General features: G+C 59.6%; 27 protein-coding genes, 1 tRNA gene and 1 pseudogene. 7 read left to right on the top strand and 22 right to left on the bottom strand.

Annotation, left to right across the window (positions count from 1 at the left end):
• From rplK to ACZ1HN_RS07215, 12 genes and pseudogenes are all read right to left on the bottom strand, one after another.
• Positions 1-426 (bottom strand): 50S ribosomal protein L11, encoded by a 426-nt coding sequence (rplK, locus tag ACZ1HN_RS07270; protein WP_299212236.1) that lies wholly within the window; start codon positions 424-426, stop codon positions 1-3.
• Between the two features lie 188 nt (positions 427-614).
• Entirely contained in the window at positions 615-1,376 is a 762-nt protein-coding gene (locus ACZ1HN_RS07265; protein ID WP_472727013.1) for an OmpA family protein, read from the bottom strand.
• A complete protein-coding gene (locus tag ACZ1HN_RS07260) occupies positions 1,313-1,756 on the bottom strand; it encodes a hypothetical protein (RefSeq protein WP_472727012.1) in 444 nt (147 codons plus the stop codon). Before ACZ1HN_RS07260 ends, ACZ1HN_RS07265 begins: the two co-directional genes overlap by 64 nt.
• 204 nt (positions 1,757-1,960) lie before the next feature.
• On the bottom strand, positions 1,961-2,494 hold the full coding sequence (nusG, locus tag ACZ1HN_RS07255; protein ID WP_039689781.1) for a transcription termination/antitermination protein NusG: 534 nt from the start codon (positions 2,492-2,494) through the stop codon (positions 1,961-1,963).
• Between the two features lie 169 nt (positions 2,495-2,663).
• Positions 2,664-2,861 carry a preprotein translocase subunit SecE gene (gene secE, locus ACZ1HN_RS07250; RefSeq protein WP_299212244.1) on the bottom strand — a complete coding sequence of 66 codons (198 nt, stop codon included), beginning with the start codon at positions 2,859-2,861 and terminating at the stop codon, positions 2,664-2,666.
• Positions 2,862-2,964: 103 nt separating this feature from the next.
• On the bottom strand, positions 2,965-3,648 hold the full coding sequence (locus ACZ1HN_RS07245) for a hypothetical protein (RefSeq protein ID WP_472727011.1): 684 nt from the start codon (positions 3,646-3,648) through the stop codon (positions 2,965-2,967).
• Between the two features lie 491 nt (positions 3,649-4,139).
• A tRNA-Phe gene (locus ACZ1HN_RS07240) sits at positions 4,140-4,214 on the bottom strand.
• Positions 4,215-4,295: 81 nt separating this feature from the next.
• On the bottom strand, positions 4,296-4,466 hold the full coding sequence (locus ACZ1HN_RS07235; protein ID WP_472727010.1) for a DNA gyrase inhibitor YacG: 171 nt from the start codon (positions 4,464-4,466) through the stop codon (positions 4,296-4,298).
• Positions 4,463-5,484: pseudogene (locus ACZ1HN_RS07230) on the bottom strand (ribonuclease E/G). Before ACZ1HN_RS07230 ends, ACZ1HN_RS07235 begins: the two are co-directional and overlap by 4 nt.
• Complete coding sequence (locus tag ACZ1HN_RS07225; RefSeq protein ID WP_299602511.1) at positions 5,481-6,050, bottom strand: Maf family protein; 570 nt, start codon at positions 6,048-6,050, stop codon at positions 5,481-5,483. Before ACZ1HN_RS07225 ends, ACZ1HN_RS07230 begins: the two are co-directional and overlap by 4 nt.
• A 9-nt stretch (positions 6,051-6,059) precedes the next feature.
• Positions 6,060-6,278 (bottom strand): translation initiation factor IF-1, encoded by a 219-nt coding sequence (gene infA / locus ACZ1HN_RS07220; RefSeq protein ID WP_005978431.1) that lies wholly within the window; start codon positions 6,276-6,278, stop codon positions 6,060-6,062.
• Between the two features lie 81 nt (positions 6,279-6,359).
• The gene (locus tag ACZ1HN_RS07215) at positions 6,360-7,241 is read right to left on the bottom strand and encodes a carbon-nitrogen hydrolase family protein (RefSeq protein WP_472727009.1); all 882 of its coding nucleotides are present in this window, start codon (positions 7,239-7,241) and stop codon (positions 6,360-6,362) included.
• A gap of 146 nt (positions 7,242-7,387) precedes the next feature.
• Between ACZ1HN_RS07215 and ACZ1HN_RS07210 the strand changes: the two genes are divergently transcribed.
• Together ACZ1HN_RS07210 and ACZ1HN_RS07205 are read left to right on the top strand one after the other, a co-directional pair.
• The gene (locus tag ACZ1HN_RS07210) at positions 7,388-8,350 is read left to right on the top strand and encodes a LysR family transcriptional regulator (protein ID WP_299703862.1); all 963 of its coding nucleotides are present in this window, start codon (positions 7,388-7,390) and stop codon (positions 8,348-8,350) included.
• A 60-nt stretch (positions 8,351-8,410) separates the two neighbouring features.
• A complete protein-coding gene (locus tag ACZ1HN_RS07205; RefSeq protein ID WP_472727008.1) occupies positions 8,411-9,109 on the top strand; it encodes an NAD-dependent deacylase in 699 nt (232 codons plus the stop codon).
• Between the two features lie 97 nt (positions 9,110-9,206).
• On the opposite strand, the gene ACZ1HN_RS07200 is transcribed toward ACZ1HN_RS07205, so the two are convergent.
• From ACZ1HN_RS07200 to meaB, 5 genes are all read right to left on the bottom strand, one after another.
• Positions 9,207-9,680 (bottom strand): copper chaperone PCu(A)C, encoded by a 474-nt coding sequence (locus ACZ1HN_RS07200; protein ID WP_472727007.1) that lies wholly within the window; start codon positions 9,678-9,680, stop codon positions 9,207-9,209.
• 15 nt (positions 9,681-9,695) lie between these two features.
• Positions 9,696-10,064 carry a hypothetical protein gene (locus ACZ1HN_RS07195; RefSeq protein ID WP_472727006.1) on the bottom strand — a complete coding sequence of 123 codons (369 nt, stop codon included), beginning with the start codon at positions 10,062-10,064 and terminating at the stop codon, positions 9,696-9,698.
• A 145-nt stretch (positions 10,065-10,209) separates the two neighbouring features.
• Positions 10,210-10,500 (bottom strand): 50S ribosomal protein L28, encoded by a 291-nt coding sequence (gene rpmB / locus ACZ1HN_RS07190; RefSeq protein ID WP_472727005.1) that lies wholly within the window; start codon positions 10,498-10,500, stop codon positions 10,210-10,212.
• Positions 10,479-11,414: an alpha/beta hydrolase gene (locus ACZ1HN_RS07185; RefSeq protein WP_472727004.1), complete on the bottom strand. Its 936-nt coding sequence runs from the start codon at positions 11,412-11,414 to the stop codon at positions 10,479-10,481. Before ACZ1HN_RS07185 ends, rpmB begins: the two co-directional genes overlap by 22 nt.
• On the bottom strand, positions 11,407-12,381 hold the full coding sequence (gene meaB, locus ACZ1HN_RS07180) for a methylmalonyl Co-A mutase-associated GTPase MeaB (RefSeq protein WP_472727003.1): 975 nt from the start codon (positions 12,379-12,381) through the stop codon (positions 11,407-11,409). The genes ACZ1HN_RS07185 and meaB overlap by 8 nt, the downstream gene beginning before the upstream one ends.
• A 75-nt stretch (positions 12,382-12,456) precedes the next feature.
• Here meaB and hrpB point away from each other — a divergent pair, with 75 nt between their 5' ends.
• Entirely contained in the window at positions 12,457-14,856 is a 2,400-nt protein-coding gene (gene hrpB / locus ACZ1HN_RS07175) for an ATP-dependent helicase HrpB (protein ID WP_472727002.1), read from the top strand.
• Positions 14,857-14,868: 12 nt separating this feature from the next.
• Here hrpB and ACZ1HN_RS07170 read toward each other — a convergent pair whose 3' ends face one another.
• The 3 genes from ACZ1HN_RS07170 to ACZ1HN_RS07160 form a co-directional block, all read right to left on the bottom strand.
• Complete coding sequence (locus tag ACZ1HN_RS07170) at positions 14,869-15,852, bottom strand: 2-dehydropantoate 2-reductase (RefSeq protein ID WP_472727001.1); 984 nt, start codon at positions 15,850-15,852, stop codon at positions 14,869-14,871.
• Positions 15,853-15,856: 4 nt separating this feature from the next.
• Positions 15,857-16,762, bottom strand: coding sequence for an ornithine carbamoyltransferase (gene argF / locus ACZ1HN_RS07165; RefSeq protein WP_299602826.1), 906 nt, complete (start codon positions 16,760-16,762; stop codon positions 15,857-15,859).
• Positions 16,763-16,838: 76 nt separating this feature from the next.
• Positions 16,839-18,011: an acetylornithine transaminase gene (locus tag ACZ1HN_RS07160; RefSeq protein ID WP_472727000.1), complete on the bottom strand. Its 1,173-nt coding sequence runs from the start codon at positions 18,009-18,011 to the stop codon at positions 16,839-16,841.
• Between the two features lie 248 nt (positions 18,012-18,259).
• Between ACZ1HN_RS07160 and ACZ1HN_RS07155 the strand changes: the two genes are divergently transcribed.
• Together ACZ1HN_RS07155 and ACZ1HN_RS07150 are read left to right on the top strand one after the other, a co-directional pair.
• Complete coding sequence (locus tag ACZ1HN_RS07155; protein WP_472726999.1) at positions 18,260-19,150, top strand: DMT family transporter; 891 nt, start codon at positions 18,260-18,262, stop codon at positions 19,148-19,150.
• A 109-nt stretch (positions 19,151-19,259) separates the two neighbouring features.
• The gene (locus tag ACZ1HN_RS07150) at positions 19,260-19,829 is read left to right on the top strand and encodes a GcrA family cell cycle regulator (protein WP_299205904.1); all 570 of its coding nucleotides are present in this window, start codon (positions 19,260-19,262) and stop codon (positions 19,827-19,829) included.
• A gap of 75 nt (positions 19,830-19,904) precedes the next feature.
• Here the strand turns inward: ACZ1HN_RS07150 and cueR are convergent, their stop codons facing one another.
• Complete coding sequence (cueR, locus tag ACZ1HN_RS07145) at positions 19,905-20,294, bottom strand: Cu(I)-responsive transcriptional regulator (RefSeq protein WP_472726998.1); 390 nt, start codon at positions 20,292-20,294, stop codon at positions 19,905-19,907.
• The gene (locus ACZ1HN_RS07140) at positions 20,291-22,684 is read right to left on the bottom strand and encodes a heavy metal translocating P-type ATPase (RefSeq protein WP_472726997.1); all 2,394 of its coding nucleotides are present in this window, start codon (positions 22,682-22,684) and stop codon (positions 20,291-20,293) included. The genes cueR and ACZ1HN_RS07140 overlap by 4 nt, the downstream gene beginning before the upstream one ends.
• Positions 22,685-22,814: 130 nt before the next feature.
• On the opposite strand from ACZ1HN_RS07140, the gene ACZ1HN_RS07135 reads away from it, so the two are divergent.
• Together ACZ1HN_RS07135 and ACZ1HN_RS07130 are read left to right on the top strand one after the other, a co-directional pair.
• Positions 22,815-24,470 carry a thiamine pyrophosphate-binding protein gene (locus ACZ1HN_RS07135; protein WP_472726996.1) on the top strand — a complete coding sequence of 552 codons (1,656 nt, stop codon included), beginning with the start codon at positions 22,815-22,817 and terminating at the stop codon, positions 24,468-24,470.
• On the top strand, positions 24,457-25,671 hold the full coding sequence (locus ACZ1HN_RS07130) for a CaiB/BaiF CoA transferase family protein (protein WP_472729293.1): 1,215 nt from the start codon (positions 24,457-24,459) through the stop codon (positions 25,669-25,671). Before ACZ1HN_RS07135 ends, ACZ1HN_RS07130 begins: the two co-directional genes overlap by 14 nt.
• Positions 25,672-25,723 lie beyond the last annotated feature (52 nt).

Below are 25,723 nucleotides of genomic sequence, written 5' to 3'. Positions count from 1 at the left end.
TTACTTCACCTCGATGCCCATGGAGCGGGCGGAGCCCAGGATGATCTGCATTGCGCCTTCGATGTCGTTGGCGTTCAGATCTTTCATTTTCGCTTCGGCGATTTCCTTGACCTGGGCCGCTGTCACGGTGCCCACGGTTTCACGCGACGGGTTGTTCGCGCCGGATTTCACCTTGGCCGCCTTTTTCAGATAGTAGGACGCGGGGGGCGTCTTGATATCCATGGCAAAGGATTTGTCCTGGTAGTAAGTGATCACGGTGGGGCACGGCGCACCGGGCTCCAGATCTGCGGTCTTGGCGTTGAACGCCTTGCAGAATTCCATGATGTTGATGCCACGCTGACCCAGCGCCGGACCAACCGGCGGGGATGGGTTTGCCTGACCGGCGGGCACCTGCAATTTCATGGTGCCGGCAAGTTTCTTGGCCATGTGCCAATCTCCTTTTCAAACAGCCGCGGAGCGCGTTCCCTGGCCTATGTTGATGTGGTCTGGTCTGGCGGTCGCGACCGCCGCGCCTCCCACATGGGATGCTGCAAATGCAACAAGAGCGCCGATTACAGCGCTCCTGTCCAAATTACAAGCCTGTTTTGAAGCTTTGTCCCTGCGGGGGCGGGTTATCAGCCCTCTTCTAGGATCACGTCAAAGCGCACGCGGCTGCCCGGCAGGCCCGCATCGTTCAAGGGGCGTGAGGGGGCGGCAATGATGATCTCTTCGGCTTTCACGCCGCGACCGACAAGCATCGCCATCAGCGCCTTGGCGCGCAGCAGACCCGTCGACACATTCTCACCCGATTGCAGGTCGCCCGCGTGATGGCCAATCACGCGAAGCCGCGCGTGCGGGCACTCCATCGCCAGAGTGGCAAGTGTCATCGCGGTATCGACGTCGCTGGACCCCAGAGACACCGAGCGCGGCGCATAGAACAGCATAGTGGTATCGACAGCCTGTTGGAGCGCCGTGACACAAGTGGCATTGGCCCAGGGCTTGGGTGCCGCCGCCGGTGCCCCGACGGCCACGCGGGTCACTTCTTCGACAATCGAGAACTCAACCCGGCGATCATAGTACGACGCAGGCTCTGGCCCGATGAGGCCGGAAGGCTGGCGATCACCAAGACCTTCGGCAAAGAACATGGCCGTATTGATACCAGACGCCCCGATGCGCTTGATGACCTCCTCTGCGCGGGCCTGGCTTAGGCGCAGGTTTGCCGCGGGATCCCCAGAGGGGTCTGAATACCCTTCCACCCGGATCTGCACATCCGGGCAGGTTTGCGCGATCAGACCGAGCAGGCGACCCTGTTCGATGCCCCCCTGATCCGCATTCAGACCACCGCTTGGGAAATAGCGCGTGCTTGACCAGCCACGGTGCGCAGATCTTCGAGGCATTGCTGCTGCGCCGCTGCGCCAAAGGTGTTTGTGTCGAAGAACGGGGCCGCTGGCGTTGTCGCCAAGGCCGCGGTGCGTTGCGGTGCGGGTTGCGGCAGCGCGGCCGCGGCCAGCGGCTGAGCCCGGGTATTTGATGTGCCCACCGTTGTCAGTGTGGTTTCGGGTCCAGCCTGACGCGCGACGACCTCTTCTTCGACGGTCTCGGCGGGTGTCGGTTGAACCGCTACGGCTTGTGGCGCTGTTGCGTTTGAAAATGTCTGTTCGCTTGCAGGTGCGGCGTCTTCTTCGCCCCCAAGCTCAAGAAACCCGGATGCGGCAAATACAATTGCGGCAGATGGGACCAGCCACGGAAGGCTGTCCCGCAAATACTTCAATGCCATAGAATATCCCCCAGATACGCTGCTCGGCTTTCCGTCGCACATCTACATCGTGTGCCTGTGTCAACCAGTAGGCGGTAATCCGCTTTATTCGTCAACAGGGCTTGTGGATTATTCTGTGGATAATTTCCGGTTCCTGAATTCCCGATGCATAGAATCAAAAAGGGCGCACATGCGTACGCCCCTTCGCTCGCAATGGAAATTCGATCAGATCTGTTTGGTGACCTGCGTGTATTCCAGTTCGACCGGTGTTTCGCGGCCAAAGATCGATACGGTCACTTTCAGGCGCTGGTTGTCCTCGTCGACCTCTTCGACCATGCCGTCGAAATCCTCGAAGGGGCCATCGTTGACCTTGACCTTTTCGCCAACCTCGAAGCTGATCATCAGCTTCGGTGCTTCCTCACCTTCCTGAACGCGGTTCAGGATCTGGTTCACTTCGGCATCGCGCATCGGCATCGGACGGCCCTGTGGGCCAAGGAAACCAGTGACGCGGTTGATCGAGTTGATCAGGTGATAGCCCTGGTCGGACATTTCCATGTGCACCAGCACATAACCGGGCATGAAGCGGCGTTCGGTTGTCACTTTCTTGCCGCGACGGACCTCGATCACCTCTTCGGTCGGGACCAGCACTTCGTCGATCTGATCCTCAAGACCGTTTTCCTCGACCGAGGTTCGGATTTGCTCGGCAATCTTCTTTTCGAAATTCGAAAGAACGCTGACCGAATACCACCGTTTCGCCATGTTGTTTCTGGCCCCTCGCCCGATTTGTTACGCCTTGTGCAGCAGCCCGTGCCACCGCCCTGAATAAAAAGTGGCGCGGGGCTCGAGATCGCCGCGCGCCTGTTTCAGATCAGGATCGGGAAATACTCTGCACCATATCAAAGTGCAAGAGGCTCGCGCCCGCTGGGCGTTACCCGAAGGTCGTCAACACCATCTCGAGCCCACCACGGATCAAGATATCGACCAGGGCGAAAAACACGGCTGTCAGCGCGGCAAGGATAAAGACCATGACAGTGGTCAGGAATACCTCGCGCCGCGTCGGCCACACCACTTTCGCGACTTCCGAGCGCACCTGCTGGATGAATTGAAGTGGGTTGGTTGTGGCCATGGATCATGTCCTTTGCTGCGGATGGATCGCATGTAACGGCAGTCAAGAACGAATTCAAGGCGGGATTACGCCCGCCTTGCACGTCTACAGGTGTGGATGCTGATCAGGTTTCCTGCGCCATCCTGCTCAGGCGTTCCGCCACAACCTGTTGATGTTCGGCTTCGGCCTGCTGCAGCGATTGGAAATCCGGCATGTAGAGGCTGTCGACCATGCCATCGGGGAACATGTCCAGCACGCTGTCCCACCGATAGGCAAACGTGTCGAGTTTGGCGCGCAGATCTTCGGCGCGGCCATGGTCTTTCATCTCGATCCGGTCCAACCGGCCCAGAACGGACGTCCAGATCCGATCTGCACCCAACGTCAGGAAGGTCGCGACGAGAAGCACAACAGCAATGACCGCAGCGATTACAAACCAATGTGGGCGCACGACAAACAGCAATGCGGCACTGGCCAGCGCCAGATGGCGCGTTTTGGGTTCAAACCGGCGGACACGCGAGATCATGCTTGTCAATGGACGGAAGAGGCCGGTGCGTTTCTGCGCATACGTATCTTTTTCAAGTTCCGGCAGGTCTGTTGCGCGACGGCGTGGCGCTGGCGGAGGCGTACGTTCGATAAAGGCGCGGGCCGCAACGTCTTGAGAACCAGGTGCGTCCATGTCCGTCACATCGATATTGCGAGGCTGAGACTTGGAGGTATCCGCCTCATCCGTCAGGACCGAACGGATCATTGACATCGTTTCTTCCTCACTTGCGGTGTGAGGCTGACCTGGGATCAACGTGTATTTCATCGACAGCTTCCTTGCCCCGATACCGGCCGGAGCTCTAATTACCAGCCCGGGCAGATCGGGCGTTCTTGTTAATTCGCGCATGGCGGATAAGGCGAAGCTAGGGCCGGAATGTGTGGCGTAGGTGTCATGAATATGGCGAAAATGAGGCACTGGAAACCGTGCCGAGACAAAATACGGTTCTTGCCTGCAAATGTTTCGCAATTCAGGTGATCAGTTCGGATGTTTTCAGAATACGACCACAGTTTGGGCGCAATTTAGTGAGTCGGGTTTGGTGTGGGCACACGCCTTGCTTTCCTCAATGCGTGCGAACCGGCCAGTAGTGCCGTCCACGGCTCCGGTCGCATATTCGCGGTCTGAGAACCTTGCCAACAAGAAGCGGAAGACCTTGGCCACGCTGGAAGTAGTGAACCGCAGGCGGGCCAAAAGCATCAAACCTGACCAAAACAGCGATCAATTACACGCAAAAAATGCAGTCATGTCAGTTTGTTAAATGGTGCCCGGGGGCGGAATCGAACCACCGACACGAGGATTTTCAATCCACTGCTCTACCCCTGAGCTACCCGGGCACGGGTGAAGCCTGACGCTTCGGGTGGGCGCGTGATAAGCGTATCGTCAGGCACTGTCCATAGCAAAATCACACCAAATTCCTAGTGTGGCAAAGGACCATCGTCATCAGCGACATCAGCCTGTTCCTCACGCTGGGAAGGAACAGAATAGGCGCCCTTCATCCACCGCGCGAGGTCGATGTCAGCGCAGCGTCGTGAACAGAAAGGGCGGTACTTCTGAGCGGTTTCTTCATTGCAGATTGGGCAGGTCACGATAGCACCTCGGACAGTGGCAACCTCGCGCGTTTGCGTTGCAATTCGAAGTGACCAAGCGGCGTCCAGCCAGCCATCACGGTGTCTACGTCATCCTTACGCAAGGCTGCACGCAACACCGCTTCAAACGTCTTGCGTTCCTTTTTGGGCATGGGCGCGAGATCGATTGTGATCTGTCCCCCCAAGCCGCGCACACGAAGGGCTGACGGTAACATACGCGCGCAGGCCAGGTTCGCCTTCAATCCCGCGGCAAAGGAGCCATCAGCCCCTGTATTCACATCCACGGCGACCAGCGCCCGTGTCGCTTCGACAAACATGCTGGTATCTGCGCCCAAACTCACGCGTGCCGCCTTCGCACCGTCCAGCGCATCCAGGATACCATATTCTTCGAAGCATCCCGGTTCTGTCACAACCGTTGCCGGATCGGTCCAGTCTCGCCACGCCAAGACATGGGGGCCATCGCCTTCGGTCAGAACCTCGGGACCGGCACCCTGATCACCCATAATCGTTTCTGCCAGATCGCGCATTGCGGCAATGTCATCCGACACTGCTTCGGCATCTGCACCAGCTGCCGCGGACCTCAGGATCAGACCCATCCGGCTCCCGTCCATTCCATCATGCGCAAGCGCCATCAGCTCATCCCGAATGTCATCATCCCGAATGCTGCGGGAGAGGTTGAGGCCAGGAGCATCTGGGGTGACGATGGCATAGCGGCTTTTGAACAGAAGCTTGTGACTGACGGGGATGGCCTTGCCCGGCTCGGCGTAGCCGGTGACCTGCACCAAAAGTGTCTCGCCTTGCCCGATCCCTTTAACACCGCGCAGATACGCCGCGCCATCTGGAGTTTTCAGGAAAAGCCCCCCTGCCCTTTGACAGGTCTGTCTGTGATCGCGCGGTAAACGGTGCCCGGGCGCGGAGCATCAGAGTCAATCAGCAGATCATCCAGGTGCCCGTCCACGACAAGGGCGGCCGCCTCGCGACCGTTCAGATGATCCAAACATATCTGGTGACCCTTCATGCCCAAACCTTCATGCCTGCGGCTTGCAAAAGCCCTGCGGTCTCAGAAAGAGGTAAACCGACAATGGCTGAAAACGACCCTGAGATCCAAGGGATCAAAGCACCGGCTGGACCTTGTATGCCATAGCCCCCTGCCTTGCCCTGCCAATCGTTCATCGCCAGATAGCTGGTGATTTCATCTGCAGACAGAGCTTTCATGCGCACCGTACTGACAACATCGCGTTCCCAGACCCTGTCACCCTTTTTTACCGCGACTGCGGTGATAACCCGGTGGCGACGACCCGACATCTGGTTCAGGAATGCGCGCGCTTCGGCTGCATCTTCGGGTTTGCCCAGAATGCGACGCCCCAGTGCAACGGTCGTGTCCGCACACAAAACGACATCATCGGAAGCGGCAACCACTGCAGTCACTTTCTCGCGGGCAATACGCGCGCAATAGCTGCGCGGCAATTCCCCGTTTCGCGGGGTTTCGTCGATGTCGGGCGGGCGCACATCATCGGGCACGACACCAAGTTGCCCGAGCAGCTCAAGCCGCCTCGGACTTCCGGATCCCAGAACAAATGCCACGAAAGTGGTTTATTTAAAGCGGTAGTTGATCCGACCCTTGGTCAGATCATAGGGGGTCATCTCGACCTGTACCTTGTCGCCAGCCAGAACGCGGATGCGGTTCTTGCGCATTTTTCCTGCCGTGTGTGCGATGATCTCATGGCCATTCTCAAGCTCGACCCGAAACGTCGCATTGGGCAGGAGTTCCTTCACGACACCGGGAAATTCGAGCGTATCTTCCTTGGCCATGGTCTCTCCTTCATTGCATTGCCCGCCAATGTGCGGACGCGCCACTAAATGCGCCTCTGCGCCCCATAATTCAAGGGTTAATCAGGCGAGTGTCACGACTTTGACAGGATCGGCACGACCGCTTTGTGCATCCCAGTCCCTGCGGTTCAAGACCGTGCCGTTTGCCCGCACACTTGCGACGCGGGCCAAATCAATCTCGCCATACACCCATCCCGGCTCGTTTAGCGTGCCCGTTGCAATCACTCCGGTCTCGGGAAACCCCTGATCCGGTGGCCCGAAAATGCCACCCGCCCCTGTCGAGATGTCGACGGCCTCGGACCAGGACGCTTCCCCAACAACGGACGACATCACGGTAACGCATTGATTTTCCAACGCACGCGCCTGCGCACCGATCCGAACGCGGGAATAGCCTGACAAGGCTTCAGTCACGGATGGTACCAAAATGATATCGGCATCGGCAAGGGCCCGCCCCAGAAGTGGGAACTCGCTGTCGTAGCATATCAGGATGCCAATCCGCCCCAGCGCCGTATCAAACAATTGCAAGGGATCGCCCGGAACGACGTTCCATGTCTCCGCCTCGAAACGGGTCATGATCTGTTTGTCTTGCACGCCAACCGCCCCGCCGGGGGCAAACAGGCGGACGCGGTTCACAGGGCGGGCAATTTTATCGTGTCGCGCAGGGCCAGAGGCGGCAAGGATATGCACACCGAACTGAGCAGCAAGGTGAGTATGCAACGCATCCGCGTCGGGCAAGCGATCCGCCACGGCAAAAAGCGAAGCCTCCAGATCGCCAGCGATATCCTGCCCCGCAAGCGTGGCCAACTCCATCGCGCCATACTCGGGGAAAACCAGCAAATCCGCGCCGGCCTCAGCCGCTTCAGACACCCACGCCGTCAACTTGTCCTCATAGGCCGCCCAATCGGGCAATACATCAAGCGGGTAAGAGGCTGTCGCAATCTTCATACCCTTTTGTGCCTTACTCTGCTCGCCTGACGCAAGGCGGGGCATTTCTTTCGAAAAACCAAAAGCAACGCGACATCAAAGCTGATTTTTCTTGACCGCTCTACGCCTAAACATTCAAAGAATGCAAAACTGTGTAAGGGTATTCCATGTTAAGCAAGGGCGTCACCCTGCGTGGCCTTGAAGTGTTCGAGGCACTCGCCGCAACCGGTTCCGTTGCCCAAGCCGCGACAGTGACCGGTCTTAGCCAACCGGCCGTCAGCCAGCAATTACGGAACCTTGAAACGGCATTGGCCACTGATCTGGTCGATCACGGCAAACGTCCCATGCGGTTGACGCCTGCTGGCACCAGCTTTCTGGCAAGGGCGGAAGCAGCGTTGTCGCAACTGCGCCTTGCGCAATCCGAATTGACGGTAATGGACCTGGCCCATTTGTCGGCCCTGTCCATTGGGGTCATCGATGACTTCGAGAATGACCTGACCCCGCGGTTGGTGACGATCCTGGCTGACAGCCTGACGCGCTGCAAATTCACGCTTGCCACGGCCCCCAGCCACGAAATCCTGCAAGCCATTGCCGACAAGAGCCTTCACATTGCCATTTCGGCCAGTGATGGCACGATGCGCGATGGCGTTCTTGAATATCCCTTGGCCCGAGATCCATTCATTCTGGTTGCCCCACGCGGTGTGGTCCGCGATGGCGATCCCATGTCCATCCTGCCCGACCTGCCATTTCTGCGTTACGAGCGCCAACAATTGATTTCGCGCCAGATTGAAGCGCACCTGGCGCGTCAAAAGCTGGATTTCGCGGACCGCTTCGAGATCGGCAGCCACTTGGCCTTGATGGCAATGGTGGCACGACGCATCGGGTGGTCGGTTACGACGCCGCTGGGCTACATGCGAGCCGGGCGATTTCATGATCAGGTTGATGCGTTCCCGCTGCCATTCAAGCCCTTCTCACGCACGATATCGCTGTATGCGAGCGCGGATTGGGCGGGCGAAGTACCGACCGATGTGGCCAACACAATGCGGCGTCTGATCAAAACGCACATGATGGACCCCGCCCTGATACAGTTGCCATGGCTCGCGGGTGAGTTGCGTTTGCTTGATGGTTGATCGCTTGCACTTCTTGCTTGGATCGGTCCACATCAGCGCAAAACACCAAGGAGATATACAATGTCTGCCCCTTCCATCGTGATCCTGACTGGCGCCGGGATTTCAGCCGAAAGCGGTCTTGGGACGTTTCGGGATGAAGGTGGGCTATGGGCACAGCACCGGATCGAGGATGTTGCCACTCCCGAGGGCTTTGCGCGCAATCCGCAGCTTGTTGTTGATTTCTACAACGCGCGCCGTGCTCAAGCAGCGGACGCCAACCCGAATGCGGCACACATGGCCCTGGCGCGGCTGCAAGCCGAGCATGCGGGTTCCGTCACTTTGGTGACGCAGAACGTCGACGATCTGCACGAAAAAGGTGGCAGCGTGGACGTGATCCACATGCACGGTGCATTGAATTCTGCCCTGTGCGCCACATGTGAGCATCGCTGGCCCGCACCGCTTGCGATGTCAGTCGGACAGGATTGCCCCTACTGCACAGGACCAACGGCCCGACCGGATATCGTTTGGTTTGGCGAAATACCCTATCATATGGAACGGATCGAACGTGCGTTGGCAAACGCCGACGTGTTTGTCGCTATCGGCACATCGGGCAACGTGTATCCGGCGGCCGGGTTTGTGCAGATGGCCCGACATGTCGGCGCAGAAACGATCGAGATAAACCTGGAACCGGGCGAGAATGTAGGTCTGTTCGACGACGTTCGCGCAGGCAAAGCATCAGAAACAGTGCCGAACTGGGTGGCCGAGGTTCTGGCCGGGTAAGGCGGATCAAGATCCGCCTTACGACGTTTCCAGCGATGTCCCATCCGGGTTTCAAACAGGCGGGGCACATGTAAGGCGGATCTTGATCCGCAAGCTTTCAGTGCGAGTGGCTGCCGTGCGCACCGGCTTCGGGCTTGCGCGCATTGTCGACCGGTATGGTCACGGCAACCTCGCCCGCTTTTTCGAACGTCAAGGTAACTGCGATGGTCGCGTCCTGCTCCAGCGGGCCGGTCAGCCCCATGAGCATGACATGGTCACCGCCCCGCATCATGTGGTGCGTGCCGCCGGCGGGCAGTGGAATGCCGCCTTCGATTTCCGTCATCTGCATTACGCCGTCGCTCACCTCGATATGGGTGTGCAATTCAACCCGTGCCGCGGCGTCTGTGCTGGCTGAAATCAGAGTGTCGTCTTGCCCTGTATCATTGCGGATCATCATGAAGGCAGCGCCCGACTTTGCAGCTGGGCTTGCCGCGCGGGCATACGGGTCCATGACCATGATGCCGTCAGCAAATGCAGGCACAGAAAGAAGTGTGGCCGCGATACCTGCGGCAAGAGTAGTACGAAGGGACATGGTGTCCTCCTGAAGTTAAGTCGTCTCTGATTGGAAAGTCCGGATCAGATCGACAGGAGGGGCCCGCGCAGACGCTCGCGGTTGGCACGTAACGGACTGCTGCTCAAACGGCGGCGTGGCTCGAAGCATCGTCGCGTTGTCCAGCCACTTTGGAATGGCTTCGAAAGGCGCTACAGCCGCAAACAGGTGTAACGCGCAGTCGGGGCACAGATGAGGAGCTGTCGTTGGCTGTCCATCCGTATCGATAAAGACGATGGCCACCGTAGTCCCTGAGCAGATCACCATTTGATCGACAGCTTGCGGCGCACCACGTGCCACCGCGGCACTGTAGCTTGTCGCCAACAGCACGAGGCTCAGGACTATGGACACAAACGCGCGGTACATGTCGCACATTTAGAGGGGCTCAGGGCACATCACAACTGCGGCACAATTGCCGCTGGCCCGCGTCTGTGACCGAGCAACCCCGCCATGCAACAAGAAAACCCCGCCTTCTTGCGAAAGCGGGGTCACAAGATGAAAAGCTTTGAAATCAGGCGGCGGCGGATTGTGCCTTCGCGATCTCTTTCTTCACCTTCAGGGCGCGGTCCGACAGTTCAACGTCCTTGGCTTTGGCAAGGTACGCGTCCAGACCACCGCGGTGATCAACCGACCGCAGTGCCGCAGCCGAGATGCGCAATTTTACACCACGGCCCAGTGCCTCGGACTGAAGGGTTACGTCATTCAGGTTCGGCAAGAAGCGCCGACGTGTTTTGTTGTTGGCGTGGCTGACATTGTTGCCAGTCATCGGGCCTTTTCCGGTCAGTTCGCATACGCGCGACATCGGCTTGTCCTCTTTCGTCCGGCAAGGGACGCGCCCTCGCAAATATCAAAAGGGCGCCGCAATGGCAGCGCCTGAAACTTGGTCAGCGGCTGGTATGCGCTCAACCAAGATTCGTCAACCCCTAGACCTGCCAAGAGCAGTCGCGCGCGACATAGCAACCCTTGCAAGGTCAGCACGCTTGCGCAACGTAGCAAGCTCAGCGAGTTTTTCCAGTAAATGGCAGAATGACGGCGGGCGTTCCGGTGCAGCACAGTCACGGCGCCAGATGAGACGGGTGGGTCAAACAATATGCGCTGCAAGGCCGGAAACTGCCCCGCCTCGCGCAAAACACGAGTGGCCGGATGACCGGAACACGCCGTCCGCGCCAGACCGATCCGTGGGAACAGGGCTTGAATCATGTGGGCATTGCGCATGTCCAGCGCGCGGAACGGATCCACGATCACTGTCCCGGCCAATTGACGGCGCCCATGTATGCCCAAGTCCCCTTGCGCAAAGTGGAAGCCGCCGGACGACCCACGAAAACGCTTGTCGAACGGCACCACATCCGGGTGGATCGACACCTGCGGCGATACAAGGATCACGTGGCGCAGATCAAGACACCGCGACAGCCGCAACGCTGCGTAACCACCCATTGAAAACCCCATCGCCACCCGCCGACCATACCCGCGCAGGGCGTCTGCCAAACAGTGTTCAAGCGCTTCGGTCTCGGCATTGACAAACCAGTCGTTGAACCGCGACTGAATGTGGAGATGCGCGTGGTCTTGCGCGATGAAACTACGTACCGGGTTAGGGCGGCTGAACGCCCCATCAACTGCTATGCGTTGACGGAGACTGACGAACAGGCGCCGCCCCGACGGATTGAAGAGGTCGGCGCGCAGCAGATCGCCATCGAAGGCGCGTTTGGGGTCAGCCATCCAGATGTTCTGTCAGGAACATCTGTGCGGCCGCCGAAGGACTGCGCGTTCCCGCCTCAACCTCGGCCGCCAGTTTGCCAAGCGCGGCCCGCGCCGTTGGTCTGTCCAACCGTGCGAGCAGTCCTGCGCGCACATCGTCTTCGAACCAGTAACGCGCTTGCGCAGCACGGGTTGCAGCAAAGAAACCCGCTTGCTTTCGCCAGTCCATCAGCGCCTGCATGTCGGCCCACGCGGCGTCCAGACCTTCTCCGGTCATCGCCGACACCATCATCGCCTTGGGAAATCCGTCCGGGTCCTGGGGACGCTTGCGCAACAAACGCAAAGCGCCGGTATAGTCGGCACAGGTGCGCGTCGCGGCGGGTTTCAGATCACCATCCGCCTTGTTGATCAGGATCATGTCGGCCATCTCCATGATCCCGCGCTTGACCCCCTGAAGCTCGTCCCCACCTGCCGGAGCCAGCAGCAACAGAAACAGGTCGGACATCTGCGCCACAACCGTTTCGGACTGCCCGACACCAACCGTTTCAATCAGCACCACGTCGAACCCGGCGCCTTCGCACAAGGCGACCGCCTCGCGCGTCCGTCGGGCCACGCCGCCCAGATGAGTCTGGCTCGGCGACGGGCGAATGAAAGCAGCCGGTTCGCGGCTCAGCCGATCCATACGTGTCTTGTCGCCCAGGATCGAACCGCCGGACCGGGCAGAGGACGGATCAACGGCAAGAACCGCGACGCGCAACCCAGCCTGCACAAGCATCATTCCGAACGCCTCGATAAAGGTTGATTTGCCGACGCCCGGTGTGCCGGACAATCCAATCCTCAGCGACTGCCGATCTCGTGGCAATGCGGCCAATACCTCGGCCGCCTGCACCCGATGATCGGCCCGTCCGCTTTCAACCAGCGTGATACCGCGTGCCAGCGCCCGCCGCTCGCCGGCTGCAATCCGTTCAGCAAGATCCTTTGTATCCATACGCGCGTTTCTGCGTGGGCATGTTAAAAATGTCCAGTGTTGGCGACCCATGACGGTTGCGCCATAAGGCGACGTATGACCCGCTTGCCTATCGATGACATTCTGCCTGATCTGATGGACGCATTGCGCCAGTACGGGCGCGCTGTCCTTCAGGCGCCACCGGGTGCGGGCAAAACCACGCGGGTGCCGTTGGCCATACTTGATGCCGGGTTGACCGACGGGCGCATTCTCCTGCTGGAACCCCGTCGACTGGCCGCGCGTACGGCCGCAGACCGAATGGCAACAACACTTGGCGAACGGATTGGGCAAACTGTCGGTTATCGCATCCGCGGGGACAACACTGTTGGTTCATCTACCCGCATCGAGGTTGTGACCGAAGGAATCCTGACAAGGATGCTGCAAGACGCTCCGGACCTGCCGGGCGTGGGCGCGGTGATCTTTGATGAATTCCATGAACGATCCTTGAACGCCGATCTGGGTCTTGCCCTGTGCTTGGAGGTGGCCGAGGCCTTACGGGACGACCTGATCCTGCTGGCCATGTCTGCCACGCTGGATGCTGCACCGGTGGCCGACGTGATGCAGGCTCCGATCCTGACATCCGAGGGCAAGAACTATGATGTCGCGGCGCATTGGCTGGACCGACCGCTTGCGAAAACGACCCGCTTCGAAAGCGCGATGGCGGACCTGATCCGCACGGCCTATTCAAACGAGCCAGGTGGCCTGCTTGCTTTTCTACCAGGAGAAGGAGAAATCCGGCGTACCGCAGCGTTCCTGTCCGATCTGCCCAATGTGCAGCCGCTTTTTGGTGCCATGGACTTCAAAGCACAGCGCGCCGCCATTTCCCCGTCTGACCAACGCAAGATCGTGCTGGCCACAGCAATTGCAGAGACCTCGCTTACCATTCCGGACATCCGCATCGTCGTTGATGGTGGCCGTGCCCGTCGCGCGCAATTCGATCCGTCATCGGGCATGTCGCGCCTGATCACAGAAAAGGTGACCCGCGCTGAAGCCACACAACGTGCGGGCCGTGCGGGCCGCGTCGCCCCCGGCGTCGCATACAAACTTTGGACAAAGGGCGAGGACGGCGCGCTTGCCGCCTTCCCGCCGCCCGAAATCAGCGCAGGCGATCTGGCCAGCTTTGCGCTCGAGCTGGCCATCTGGGGTGGAGGCGAGAATGACCTGCGGTTTGTCACGCCACCCCACGAAGGACGTCTGGCCGAAGCGCGCGCGGTGTTGCAAATGCTTGGTGCCCTCGACGCTCAAAACCGGATCACCGATCATGGGAGGGAGCTTGCCCGGCAACCGTTGCACCCAAGGCTGGCCCACATGCTGGTGACGGCTGGCAAACAGGCCGCACCGCTGGCCGCTTTGCTGAGCGATCGTGATCCCCTACGGGGAAGAGGTGTTGATCTGGGGCTCAGGCTGCGCGCGCTTAGGAACCCGGGTGACTTTGGTAACAGTGTCCATCGCGGGGCGATAGCCCGGATCAAGGATGAGACAAGGAAACTGGCCGCGAAGCAGCAGAATGCCGCACCGCTTACAGCGGCGGCGATGGCCAGTCTAGCATATCCCGACCGCATCGGGCTGCGGCGTTCTGGTGACGCACCGCGCTATGTCCTGTCCGGCGGGAAAGGCGCCGTCATGCCCGAAGGCGATGCCCTTGCAGGGCAGCGGCTTATCGTGGCGACGAACCTCGACGGTAACCCACGCGAAGCGCGGATCAGGCAAGCAACAGCTTTGACGATGTCAGAGTTGGAAGACCTTTTTACCGACCAAATCCAATGGAAAGACATCTGCTTGTGGTCCAAACGGGATGGGGCAGTTCAGGCCCGCACGCAACGTCAGTTTGGTGCGCTGATCCTCGAAGACCAACCATGGCACGCAGCGCCAGATGAGGCGGTGGCGATGGCGATGATCGACGGTATTCGGCAGATGGGTCTGCGACCGTCCAAAGGGGCAAAACGGCTGATGGCGCGTGCGCGTCTGATGGGAAGCGAATTTCCCGATCTGAGCGAAGGTACACTACTCGGCTCCCTCGACACATGGTTGCTCCCTCACCTGACGGGGATCCGCACAACGTCGGACTGGAAAGCCTTTGACATCTTGCCCGCGTTGCAGGCGCATCTTGGCTGGGACATGCTGCAAAAACTTGATCGCGCAGTGCCGGGGCATTTTGAAACACCTCTCGGTCGCCGTATTCCCATCGACTATGACGAAGACGTGCCGGGCATCTCTGTGCGCCTGCAGGAAATGTTTGGCGTCACCCGACACCCGGTGGTGGGCACTGTGCCACTACAAGTTACCCTGTTGTCCCCTGCCCAACGCCCCGTGCAGGTTACGTCGGACCTGCCCGGCTTCTGGGCCAATTCCTATGCCGATGTACGCAAGGACATGCGCGGGCAATATCCGAAACACCCCTGGCCCGAAGACCCAACGCAAGCAGACCCCACGCTTAGGGCAAAGCCAAGACGCTGAGCCCTGCCGTGGCTACGGCCGAATATCGGCTGGGGTTAACCCGGGCGGGCCCTTTCCAGCAGCTTCCGCCTCACGGATCAGTGCGCGCATGCGTGCATTCAACGGCGCTTGCCGTCCGTACCTTTCAGCAAGCGCAATGATGGCACCCTGCAAAGCATCGATTTCGGTGCGACGCCCCTGTTTCAAATCATCCCACATGGATGAGCGGGCCTGTGTGTCGATGGTCAGCATCTGGGCTGCGATCCGACGAAATAGAGGTGTGGGCAGACGCAGGATATGCGGGATCAGGCCGGGTGGAGCAGCAGTTGTCTTGGCAGGCTTGATCCCTGCAGCAGACAATATGCGCAGTGCTTCGCCCATTTGATCCGCCATGAGACGCCGCCACGCCCGGTCCTGCAGCTGTGTCAACAGCGGCAAGTCGGACAGCGCGTTGACGGCATTGCCCAGATTGATCAACAACTTGCCCCATTGCACCGCTTCGATGTTGTCGACCTGCTGCCACGCAAGGGTTGGCGTATCAAAATCGGGCAATGGCCCGGCTTCGATCAGAATGTCGCCAGAAGTCGCGCGGTGGTAGTGCGCAGCCCCTTCCGGCACGACATTGAATGGGACCATAGCAGCGCGAACATCGGCGCCCGGCACTTCGGCGCGTATGGTAGAGGCGTTGTCGACCCCGTTCTGCAAACTGACAATCTGTGCCGAAGGCGCATGTGCTGCGATGTCTCGCGCCATGGCGGCCGTATCGCCTGACTTTGTGCAAACAAGGATCACATCCGCACCGACAAATGCAGTTTCGGGCGTTTCGACCATCTGCGGCTTTGGCAGGTGCACATCATTCCCAGCATAGTCCGTCATACGCAGGCCACGCTGCGCACAGGCTTGCGCGATACGTGGCCGTGCCAGAAAACAAACGTCATGCCCTGCTGCGGCCAGCAAACCGCCCACATAGCAGCCAATACTGCCTGCGCCCGCGACTGCTATACGTGCGCCCGCCATCAGCTCAGACCCCAAGACACCAGCGCATGATGGCCTTTTGAGCATGCAGACGGTTCTCAGCCTCGTCAAAAATGACCGAATGCGGGCCGTCCATCACTTCGGACGTGGCCTCGTCATCACGGTGGGCCGGCAGGCAGTGCATGAAAAGACTGTCCGGTTTCGCTTGTGCCATAAGGTCCGCGTTCACCTGGTAGCCACGCAGCTGGTTGTGGCGCCGCTCGCGTGCGGATTGTGGATCGTGCATGCTGACCCATGTATCAGTTACGACGAGATCGGCATCTTTCACCGCCGCATGAGGATCGCGCTCGATCGTATAAAGACCATCCAACGCGCGTTCCGGGTCCAAGGGATCTGGTCCGGTAAACGTCAGATCAAACTCGAATTGCTTGGCCGCGTGGGCAAAGCTGGCAAAGACGTTGTTGCCATCGCCAGACCACACAACCTTCTTGCCCTTGATTGGACCGCGATGTTCTTCGAAGGTCATGACATCGGCCATGATCTGGCAAGGATGGGTGCGATTGGTCAGCCCATTGATCACGGGAACGCTGGCATACTCCGCCATTTCAAGCAGCGTCGCCTCTTCAAAGGTACGGATCATGATCAAGTCCACATAGCGGCTCAGCACGCGCGCTGTGTCGGCAATGGTCTCTCCGTGGCCAAGCTGCATGTCGCTGCCTGAAAGCACCATGGTCTGCCCACCCATCTGGCGCACGCCGACGTCAAACGACACACGCGTCCGGGTCGAGGGCTTTTCAAAGATCAGGGCGACCATATGGCCAGCCAATGGCTGATCGTCGTCATGGGTGCCTTTGGGGCGCCCGGCACGCGCTGCTTTCATTGCTTGCGCGTTGTCGATGATGTGCCGCAGATCTGTTTGGCTGGTGGTGTGGATGTCCAGGAAATGGGTCATGTCGATGTCTCTTGGATCGAAAGGTTCGAGGGCCAACAGCCCCCCAACCCTCGAGGTTTATTCAAATAAGGAAGGATCAGGCCGCCACCGTTTGTGCGGCTGCATCAAGGCGTTCAACAGCAGCGGCGATTTCGTCATCCGTTATGGTCAAAGGCGGCAAAAGACGGACGGTGTTGTCCGCTGCAGGCACTGTAATGATCTCTTTGTCATAACCGGCAGCAACGACATCCCCGCATGGAACCTTGCACTTGATACCAAGCATAAGCCCCGATCCGCGAACCAGTTCGAACACGTCCGGATGCGCCGCGATCAAGCCTTCGAGCTTTTGGCGCAGAAGGCCCGCCTTGCGGTTCACATCATCTAGAAATTGGGGATCCATGACGATGTCCAAAACCGCACAGCCCACGGCGCAACCCAGCGGGTTTCCACCGTAGGTCGATCCATGTGTGCCAGCTGTCATTCCGCTGGCCGCGTCTTCCGTGGCAAGTACGGCCCCAAGCGGGAAACCACCACCGATGCCCTTGGCCACCATCATGATGTCCGGCTCAATCCCGGCCCATTCATGGGCAAAGAGTTTACCGGTACGCCCCACACCGCACTGGACCTCGTCGAGGATCAAAAGGATATCCTTTTCGTCACAAAGGTCGCGCAGCCCTTTAAGACATTGATCCGGTATGGGTATGATGCCGCCCTCGCCCTGCACGGGTTCGACCATGATGGCGGCGGTCGTTTCGGTAATGGCTGGCGCGATGGCGTCGTGATCACCAAAGGCTAGATGGGTAAAACCAGGCAACAGGGGACCAAAACCCTTTGTCATCTTCTCAGACCCGGCAGCGGCGATGCCTGCAGAGGATCGTCCATGAAAGCTGCCCGAGAATGTGATGATGTCCACCTTTTCGGAATGCCCTTTGTCATACCAGTACTTGCGCGCCATCTTGACGGCCAGTTCGCACGCCTCGGTTCCCGAATTGGTGAAGAAAACGGTGTCGGCAAAGGTTGCGTCCACCAACTTGTCTGCCAGCGCCTGCTGTTGCGGGATGTGATACAGGTTGGACGTGTGCCACAGCGTGCCTGCCTGCTCGGTCAAGGCCTGCGTCAGAGCGGGATGGGCGTGACCCAATGCGTTCACGGCGATGCCGGCGCCAAAGTCAAGAAAACGTCGGCCATCTGCCTCGATCAGCCAAGTGCCTTCGCCTTTGACGAACGTCAAAGGAGCACGGTTGTAGGTCGGCAGAACGGACGTGATCATGCGGATCATCCTTTTTGGAAAGCCAATACGTCAAAGCACGTTGGTGCATGAGGCATCGGGCGGGGTCAACAGATTTGAGGAATGGAGTGCCTTCACGACACATCAAGATCAGGCGCAGCAGTCAGCTGCGTCGCAAGGCTCTTCGGAGGTGTGCGAAATTGATCATGGAGTCCGTCTAGGCCAGTTGCAGCGTATTTGCCAGCAAAAATGCGCTTGCACTTGGGGCGGCGTGGGCGCAGGGACGCGATATGTACAAGCCGAAGGCCGAGAACCCCGTTTTTGCCGCGCTGCTGATAATCGTGGCTTGCGCCTTCATCGCAGCCTCGACCTTGTTCGCAAAAGCACTGGGGACAGGTCAGTTTGGCGCGCCGCTGCATCCGTTCCAGATCAGCTTTGGCAGGTTTCTTTTCGCTTTTTTGGTCCTCGGCATGGCCGCGATGGTCCTAAGGCCAGAATTGCAGCGCCCCCATCTCGGCTTCCATTTGGCCCGCACAGCAAGTGGTTGGGCAGGTGTTACCCTGATGTTCGCGTCCGTTGCGTACATTCCCTTGGCAGATGCCACCGCAATTTCGTTTCTAAACCCGGTCTTCGGTATGATTTTGGCCATCCCATTGCTGGGCGAGCGGGTGGGTAAGTGGCGTTGGCTGGCCGCCCTGATTGCCTTTGTCGGGGCAATGATCCTGTTGCGTCCGACGCCGGAGAGTTTTCAGCCAGCCGCACTCCTGGCCCTCGGGGCTGCCATGGCGCTGGGACTTGAGCTGAGCTTTATCAAGAAATTGACCGCTCGCGAGGGGCCGTTTTCGATTCTACTGGTCAACAACGCGCTTGGACTTTGCATTGCCGGGGTGGCCGTATCTTTTGTTTGGCAATCCCTCTCCCCGAGCCAGTGGATACTCATGGCTGGGGTCGGATGTGCCATGGCTGCAGCACAAGCATGCTTTGTAAACGCCATGGCAAGGGCCGATGCCAGCTTTGTCGCGCCGTTCAGCTATGCCACCCTGATCTTTGCCGCGGGATACGACATCATCTTCTATCGCGTGATCCCCGATGCAATCACGATCCTTGGCGCTGGTGTTATCATCGCGGGGGCACTGCTTCTGGCCTGGCGGGAAGGGTTGCGTGCCCCACCCAAAGCCTAAGGTCACGTCTTGTAACTTTGGGCTGTGTGACTACTATAGGGCGCTGACACTGGAATGAGACACAAGGCGGCCCCACGTGAGGCCGCTTTTTAAATCGGAAAGCCTGCTGATGTCCTGGACCGACGAACGCGTTGAACTGCTGAAAAAAATGTGGGGCGAAGGCCAATCGGCCAGCCAGATTGCCAAGGAGCTTGGTGGCGTCACCCGCAATGCGGTGATCGGCAAGGTGCATCGCCTCGGCCTGTCGAACCGCGCTGGTGGCGGTGGCAGTGCCAGCACGGCAAAGGCTGAAGCCAAACCGAAACCGGCCCCCAAGGCCAAGGCCGAGCCTAAGGTGCAGCCCAAGACGGAACCGGCCGTAAAGCCGGTGTCCGAGACCAAGACAACCCTGCCCGCTCGCAAGCAGATCATTCCGGCAGGCCAGCCCTTGCCCCCGCAGCCCTCGGCCAACGAGATCAGCCCGGAAGCTCTGGCAAAGGTCAACGAGGTCGAAAAGAAAGCCAAGAAGATCAGCCTGATGGAACTGACCGAACGGACCTGCAAGTGGCCCGTGGGCGATCCAGCGACGGATAACTTCTGGTTTTGTGGCCTACCGGTGCAACAAGGCAAACCCTACTGCGAAGCACATGTGGGCGTGGCCTTCCAACCGATGTCGTCGCGCCGGGATCGCCGCCGCTGATCCTGCGGTCGGCTGACGGCGGCGCCATGTTCAAGGGGGCTTTGCCCCCGGCCTGCGGCCTCCCCCATCGTATTTTCAGTCAGAAGAAGACAGGCTGTTCAAAATCGGGCAATCGGGTCGATTGTCACCTGCACAGGTGTTGACGAGGTGACGCAGCGTATCGCGCATGGCTGACAGGTCAGCGATTTTGGCCTCAATGGCACCGAGGTGTGTCTCAGCAATATTGCGCACATCAGCGCTGGCCCGATCACGATCCTCCCACAACGCAAGAAGGGAGCGGCAATCCTCGACCGAAAAACCAAGCGCGCGGGCACGCGCCAAAAACGTCAGTTGATGGATGTGCATGTCTGTAAAGCTGCGGTAGCCGTTCGCGCTGCGCCCCGGCGTGATCAACCCTATCTCTTCGTAGTAGCGAATTGTTTTGGGTGGCAGTGACGTGATCTCTGCAGCGTCCGAGATATTCATGCGGCTCCCTCCGTGCGCAAGCGCAATGCATTCGTAACGACAAAAACGGACGACAGCGCCATGGCCAGGGCTGCCAAAGCAGGCGAAAGTTGCGGGCCACCAAAGGGCACAAGAATGCCTGCGGCCACCGGGATCAGGGCTGTGTTGTAGACGAAAGCCCAACCCAGATTCTGCCAGATGTTGCGTAGCGTGGCACGGCTGATGCGCATGGCGCGCAGGACGGCCGCTGGTTGCGGCGACATGAGCACAACATCCGCCGCTTCGATGGCTGCGTCAGTGGCCCCATTTACGGCCAGCCCAACGTCGGCAGCGGCGAGAGCCGGGGCATCGTTGATGCCGTCTCCGACAAAGGCAACGGCGCCTTTGTCGGCGCGCAGTTGGCGGATCGCATCAACCTTTTGATCCGGTTTCACACCGGCGATGACAGTATCGATCTGCAATGCTGCGGCAGTGTGTTTTGCTGCGGCAACCGCGTCACCGGATATCATGGCCACCGACCTGCCCTGCGCTTTCAAAGCGGCAATGGCGTCTGCCGCACCGCTCCTTATCGTATCGCGGATGGCCAATGACGCCATGTGCCGCTCATCAATGGCCACATGCACGACAGTTGCGCCCTTAGCAGCCCAGCCTGCAGCGGTCTCGCTCAACGGTGCATCCGTCGTTACGTTGGCCTGCAACAGTATATCCAGATTGCCAACAACCACGTTGTGCCCTTCGACAGATGCGGATGCTCCTGCCCCCAGAGTCGCCTGGAAGTCGGTGACATTCGTCGGAGCTTTCGCAACATGATCAACGATCGCGCGGGCGATTGGATGTTCGGACAGACTTTCGACACCCGCAGCCATCCGCATAACAAACGCCTCATCCACAGCACTAGCCAAGGCGATTTCATGGAGTCGCGGCGTGCCCATGGTCAAAGTCCCTGTCTTGTCAAAGGCTACGACCTGCGCATCCTGCACCCGCTGCAACGCATCGCCCTTGTGGAATAGGACGCCCAACTCTGCCGCCCGCCCCGTGCCCACCATCACGGACATGGGCGTTGCCAAGCCCATTGCGCAGGGACACGCAATGATCAGCACCGAAACGGCCGAAACCACGGCAGGGGCCAATCCGGCAAGAGCCCACCAGATCACAAATGTCCCCAATGCCACTGCAAGGACCGCGGGCACGAACCGCGCCGTGATCCGATTGACCAGTGCCTCGACCGGCAAACGCGCAGCCTGTGCTTCCTGCGTCAGGGCTGTAATGCGAGCCAGCACCGTATCCCCGCCCACATGCGTGGCGCGCAGCGCGATGGTTCCTGTGGTTGTCAGTGTCCCGCCGGTGACCACGTCGCCCTCTTGCCTGAGGACCGGCACAGGTTCACCCGTCAACATGCTTTCGTCAACGTGGCTGTACCCATCGACCACGATGCCATCCACCGGAATCCGCCCACCGGAACGCACACGCAGCACATCGCCGGTACGTACAGCTGTCAGTGGTACAGTCTCTGTCTCACCGTCGTCTGTCAGCCGCTCGGCTGTGTCCGGGCGCAACCCCAGCAAACGCCGGACGGCGTCACCGGTGCGCCCCTTCGCGCGCGCCTCAAGCCAGCGCCCCATGAGGATCAATGTGACAATCACTGCGGCAGCTTCGAAATAGACGCCTGCGGGTGGCAAGATGCCGGGGGCAAGGACGGAAAAAGCTGAAAATGCGAACGCCGCCCCTGCCCCGAGTGCCACCAAGGCATCCATGTCCGGGCGTGCCTTGAAAAGGTTTGGAATACCGCGACGGAAGAACCCCGCCCCGGGCCCTGCCAATACGACGGCAGTCAGGACAAGTTGAAACAGATGACTGTTGGCGGTGCCGATCGTGCGGGCCACCCAGTGATGCAAAGGCGGATACATGTGACCGCCCATCTCGATAACAAACACGGGCAACGTCAGCGCGGCGGCAAGCAGGAAGCGGCGGAAAATGCGCTTGGTTTCGCTTCCCTCTTCTGCACTGGCGTTGGATGCCTCAGCGGGATAGCCGGCCTCTTTCAAAGCGGTTCGCAGATCAGAATCGGGACCGAGCGTTTCAACAACAAGGGTACGGGTTGGCAAACGTGCCTCGGCCTTGATGACACCCGGCGTGGCGCGCGCCGCAGCCTCGATCCGCCCAACGCAGGACGCGCAGGACATGGACGGGATGTTCAAGACGATCTGCCGGACGGCAGGCGGATAACCGGCGTCATCCAATGCCTGCACCGCGTTGGCCATATCGACCCCCGCGACACGTGCGCTGTGATCTGCAAGGTTCACCCTTACGCCATGTGCACCCGGCAATCCGGCCAAGGCCGTTTCGGCCCGTCCGACGCAAGATGCGCAGCGCAGTCCCTGCAACTGAAAGGTCAATGTTTGATCAGCCATGCATTGCACATAGGGTTTCCAGTGACTGGAAGGTCAAGTCCCTGATGAAACAAACCCAGCGCAGGTGTGAGTTGTGCGTCAGCAACGACCATGACAGGAAGACGCGGTGTAAAAACGTGAAAGACCAGCGATGCAAGACCTGCCCCCGCCCCCGACACCACCGCGCGCCGCAGATGTTCTGGCGGCGCGGCTTTTTGATGCGGGGTGCCGTTTCGCCTTTGGTATGCCGGGCGGCGAGGTCCTGACCATCGTGGACGCTCTGGAGCGGGCCGGCATTCGCTTCATCTTGTGCAAACACGAGAACGCCGCGGCTTTCATGGCCGAAGGGGCATGGCACCGCACCGGCGCACCGGGCATTCTAGTCGCTACGGTCGGTCCTGGCGCATTGAATGGCGTGAATGCGGTGGCCAATGCGCATCAAGACCGCGTGCCGCTGATTGTGCTCGCTGGTTGTGTTGATGCGGATGAAGCGCAGACCTACACGCACCAGGTGCTGGATCAGACGCAAGTGTTCCGTCCGATCACGAAGGCAACATTCACTCTCAACACAGGTGCAGCACACGTCATTGCAGACAAGGCCGTGGGCATCGCGCTGGAGGGGCGCCCCGGCCCCGTTCACATCGATGTGCCAATCACTGTTGCAGTCACCCCTGTACGTCCGGAGCTTCCAATACGCAGGTCCTTTGCAGAACCAGTTGTACCAGCGGCACAGACACTTGCCGACATGCGCGCTGCCCTTGCGAACGCGGAACGCCCTATCGTGATTGCCGGCGTCGATGCGTTGAACCAAGGCTTCGATACGCGGCGCCAAGACATGTCGGACATGCTGCGTCACTTTGTCGAAACCTACAGCGTACCCGTCATCACCACGTACAAAGCCAAAGGGCTGCTACCCGAAGATCACCCACTGGCTTTGGGGGGTGCGGGACTGTCGCCCAAGGCAGACAAGATTCTGCTGCCACTCGTCCAGCGCGCCGATCTGATCATCGGTCTGGGCTATGACCCGATCGAAATGCGCACCGGTTGGCGTGATTTCTATTTCCCCGGCATCCAGACCATGATCGACATTACGGCTGAACCGAACCATCACTACATGCACCAAGCCACAACCAACGTGATCGGCGATTGCGCCGCTACGCTGACGGCGATGGCTGAGGGCGTAACGCCGCGCGCCACATGGGCAGATGGAGAAGTCTCCGCTGCTAAAGCCAAGTTGTCCAAGGCCTTCCCGCGTGACGACGATTGGGGACCGGCGGCGGTGATAGACACATGTCGTGCCGAACTGCCCCGCGATGCGCTTGCCACGGCAGACAGCGGGGCGCATCGCATTCTGCTCAGCCAGATGTGGGAATGCTACGAGGCACGCGGGCTCATGCAATCCTCTGCGCTCTGCACCATGGGCTGTGCAATTCCCCTTGCAATGGGTGCCCACGTGGCTGATCCCGCGCGCACGGTTGTCAGCTTTTCGGGCGACGCCGGATTCCTCATGGTTGCCGGGGAACTATCGACAGCGGCCGAACTGGGTCTCAAGACCATCTTTGTCGTCTTCGTCGATGCTTCTCTGGCTCTGATCGAACTGAAACAGCGGCAACGACAACTCACCAATGCAGGCGTCGACTTTGCCAAACATGATTTCGCTGCGATGGGGCGCGCCTTTGGCGGCGCAGGCCATACGGTCACGTCACGGACCGAGTTGAAAGACGCACTTGCCGCCGCGCAATCCGCCGATACCTTCACCGTGATTGCCGCTGTGATTGATCGGGGAGCATATGATGGCCGCATCTGATACACCGGGCGCGCTGGATGGCCTGTTCGTTCTGGACTTGTCGCGTATTCTTGCCGGGCCAACTGCGACGCAAATGTTGGGCGACCTTGGTGCCACAGTGATCAAGATTGAGAACCCGAAGACCGGCGGTGACGACACACGAGGATGGGGGCCCAACTACGCCCGCGACCAAGATGGACAACCCACTGATCTATCTGCCTATTTCATGTCCGCAAACCGCAATAAGCAATCGGTGGCCGTCGATCTTTCGACCGAAGAGGGTCAGGATGTTGTTCGCCAGCTCGCTGCGCGCGCCGATGTGGTGATCGAGAATTACAAGCCCGGGGGGTTGGCAAAATACGGCCTTGATCACGACACCCTCCTGGGCGCCCATCCGGGACTTGTCTATTGTTCGATCTCCGGGTTCGGGCAAACCGGCCCAAACCGCGACAAACCCGGCTACGACCTGATGGCACAGGGCTATGGCGGGATCATGTCACTGACCGGCGATCCAGAAGGCACACCAACCAAGGTCGGTGTCGGCATCGCCGACGTCATGTGCGGCATGTATGCCACCATCGGTATTCTGGCCGCACTGCGGCACCGGGATCAAACCGGCGAAGGGCAGCACATAGACCTCAGCCTTGTGGACGCGCAGATGGCGTGGCTGATCAATGAAGGATGCAACTACCTCGTGTCGGGTCAAGTGCCGGAACGGCGCGGCAATGCGCACCCGAACATCGTTCCCTACGATGCGTTTGCGACATCAGACGGACATGTACTGGTAGCCGTTGGAAACGACGCGCAATTTGTACGTTTCTGCGATGCCATAGGCGCGCTCGAACTGGGCAGCGACCCACGCTATAAAACCAACCTTGACCGTATCGAAAACCGGGTAACGCTGACTGCGTCGCTCACCCCGATTTTATCCGGGATGACAAAAGACGACTTGCTGGCGAAAATACACGCGGTCAAAGTTCCCGGCGGACCAATCCACGATGTCGCCGAAGCGCTGAACTCCGATCAGGCCGAGGCGCGCGGTACGGTGGTGCAGGTCGACAGCAGTGATGTGAAAGACGGACACGTACATCTTTTGGCAGATCCGCTCAAGTTTTCGGCCACGCCCGTGACTTACAGACGCCCCCCGCCGCGGTTCGGGCAGGACACAGAGGCCGTACTTGCAACATTAAAGCCCCGAAATTCGCAACAAAATACCGACTAGCCCAAGCGCTTTGGCCGGTTTTTGCCTGATTTTCGCAGATGTGCTGACATTT

Source organism: Tateyamaria sp. GN1-10 (assembly GCF_055693845.1).
Note: the sequence above shows the minus strand (reverse complement) of the source record. Positions and strands in the feature narration are given on the sequence as shown.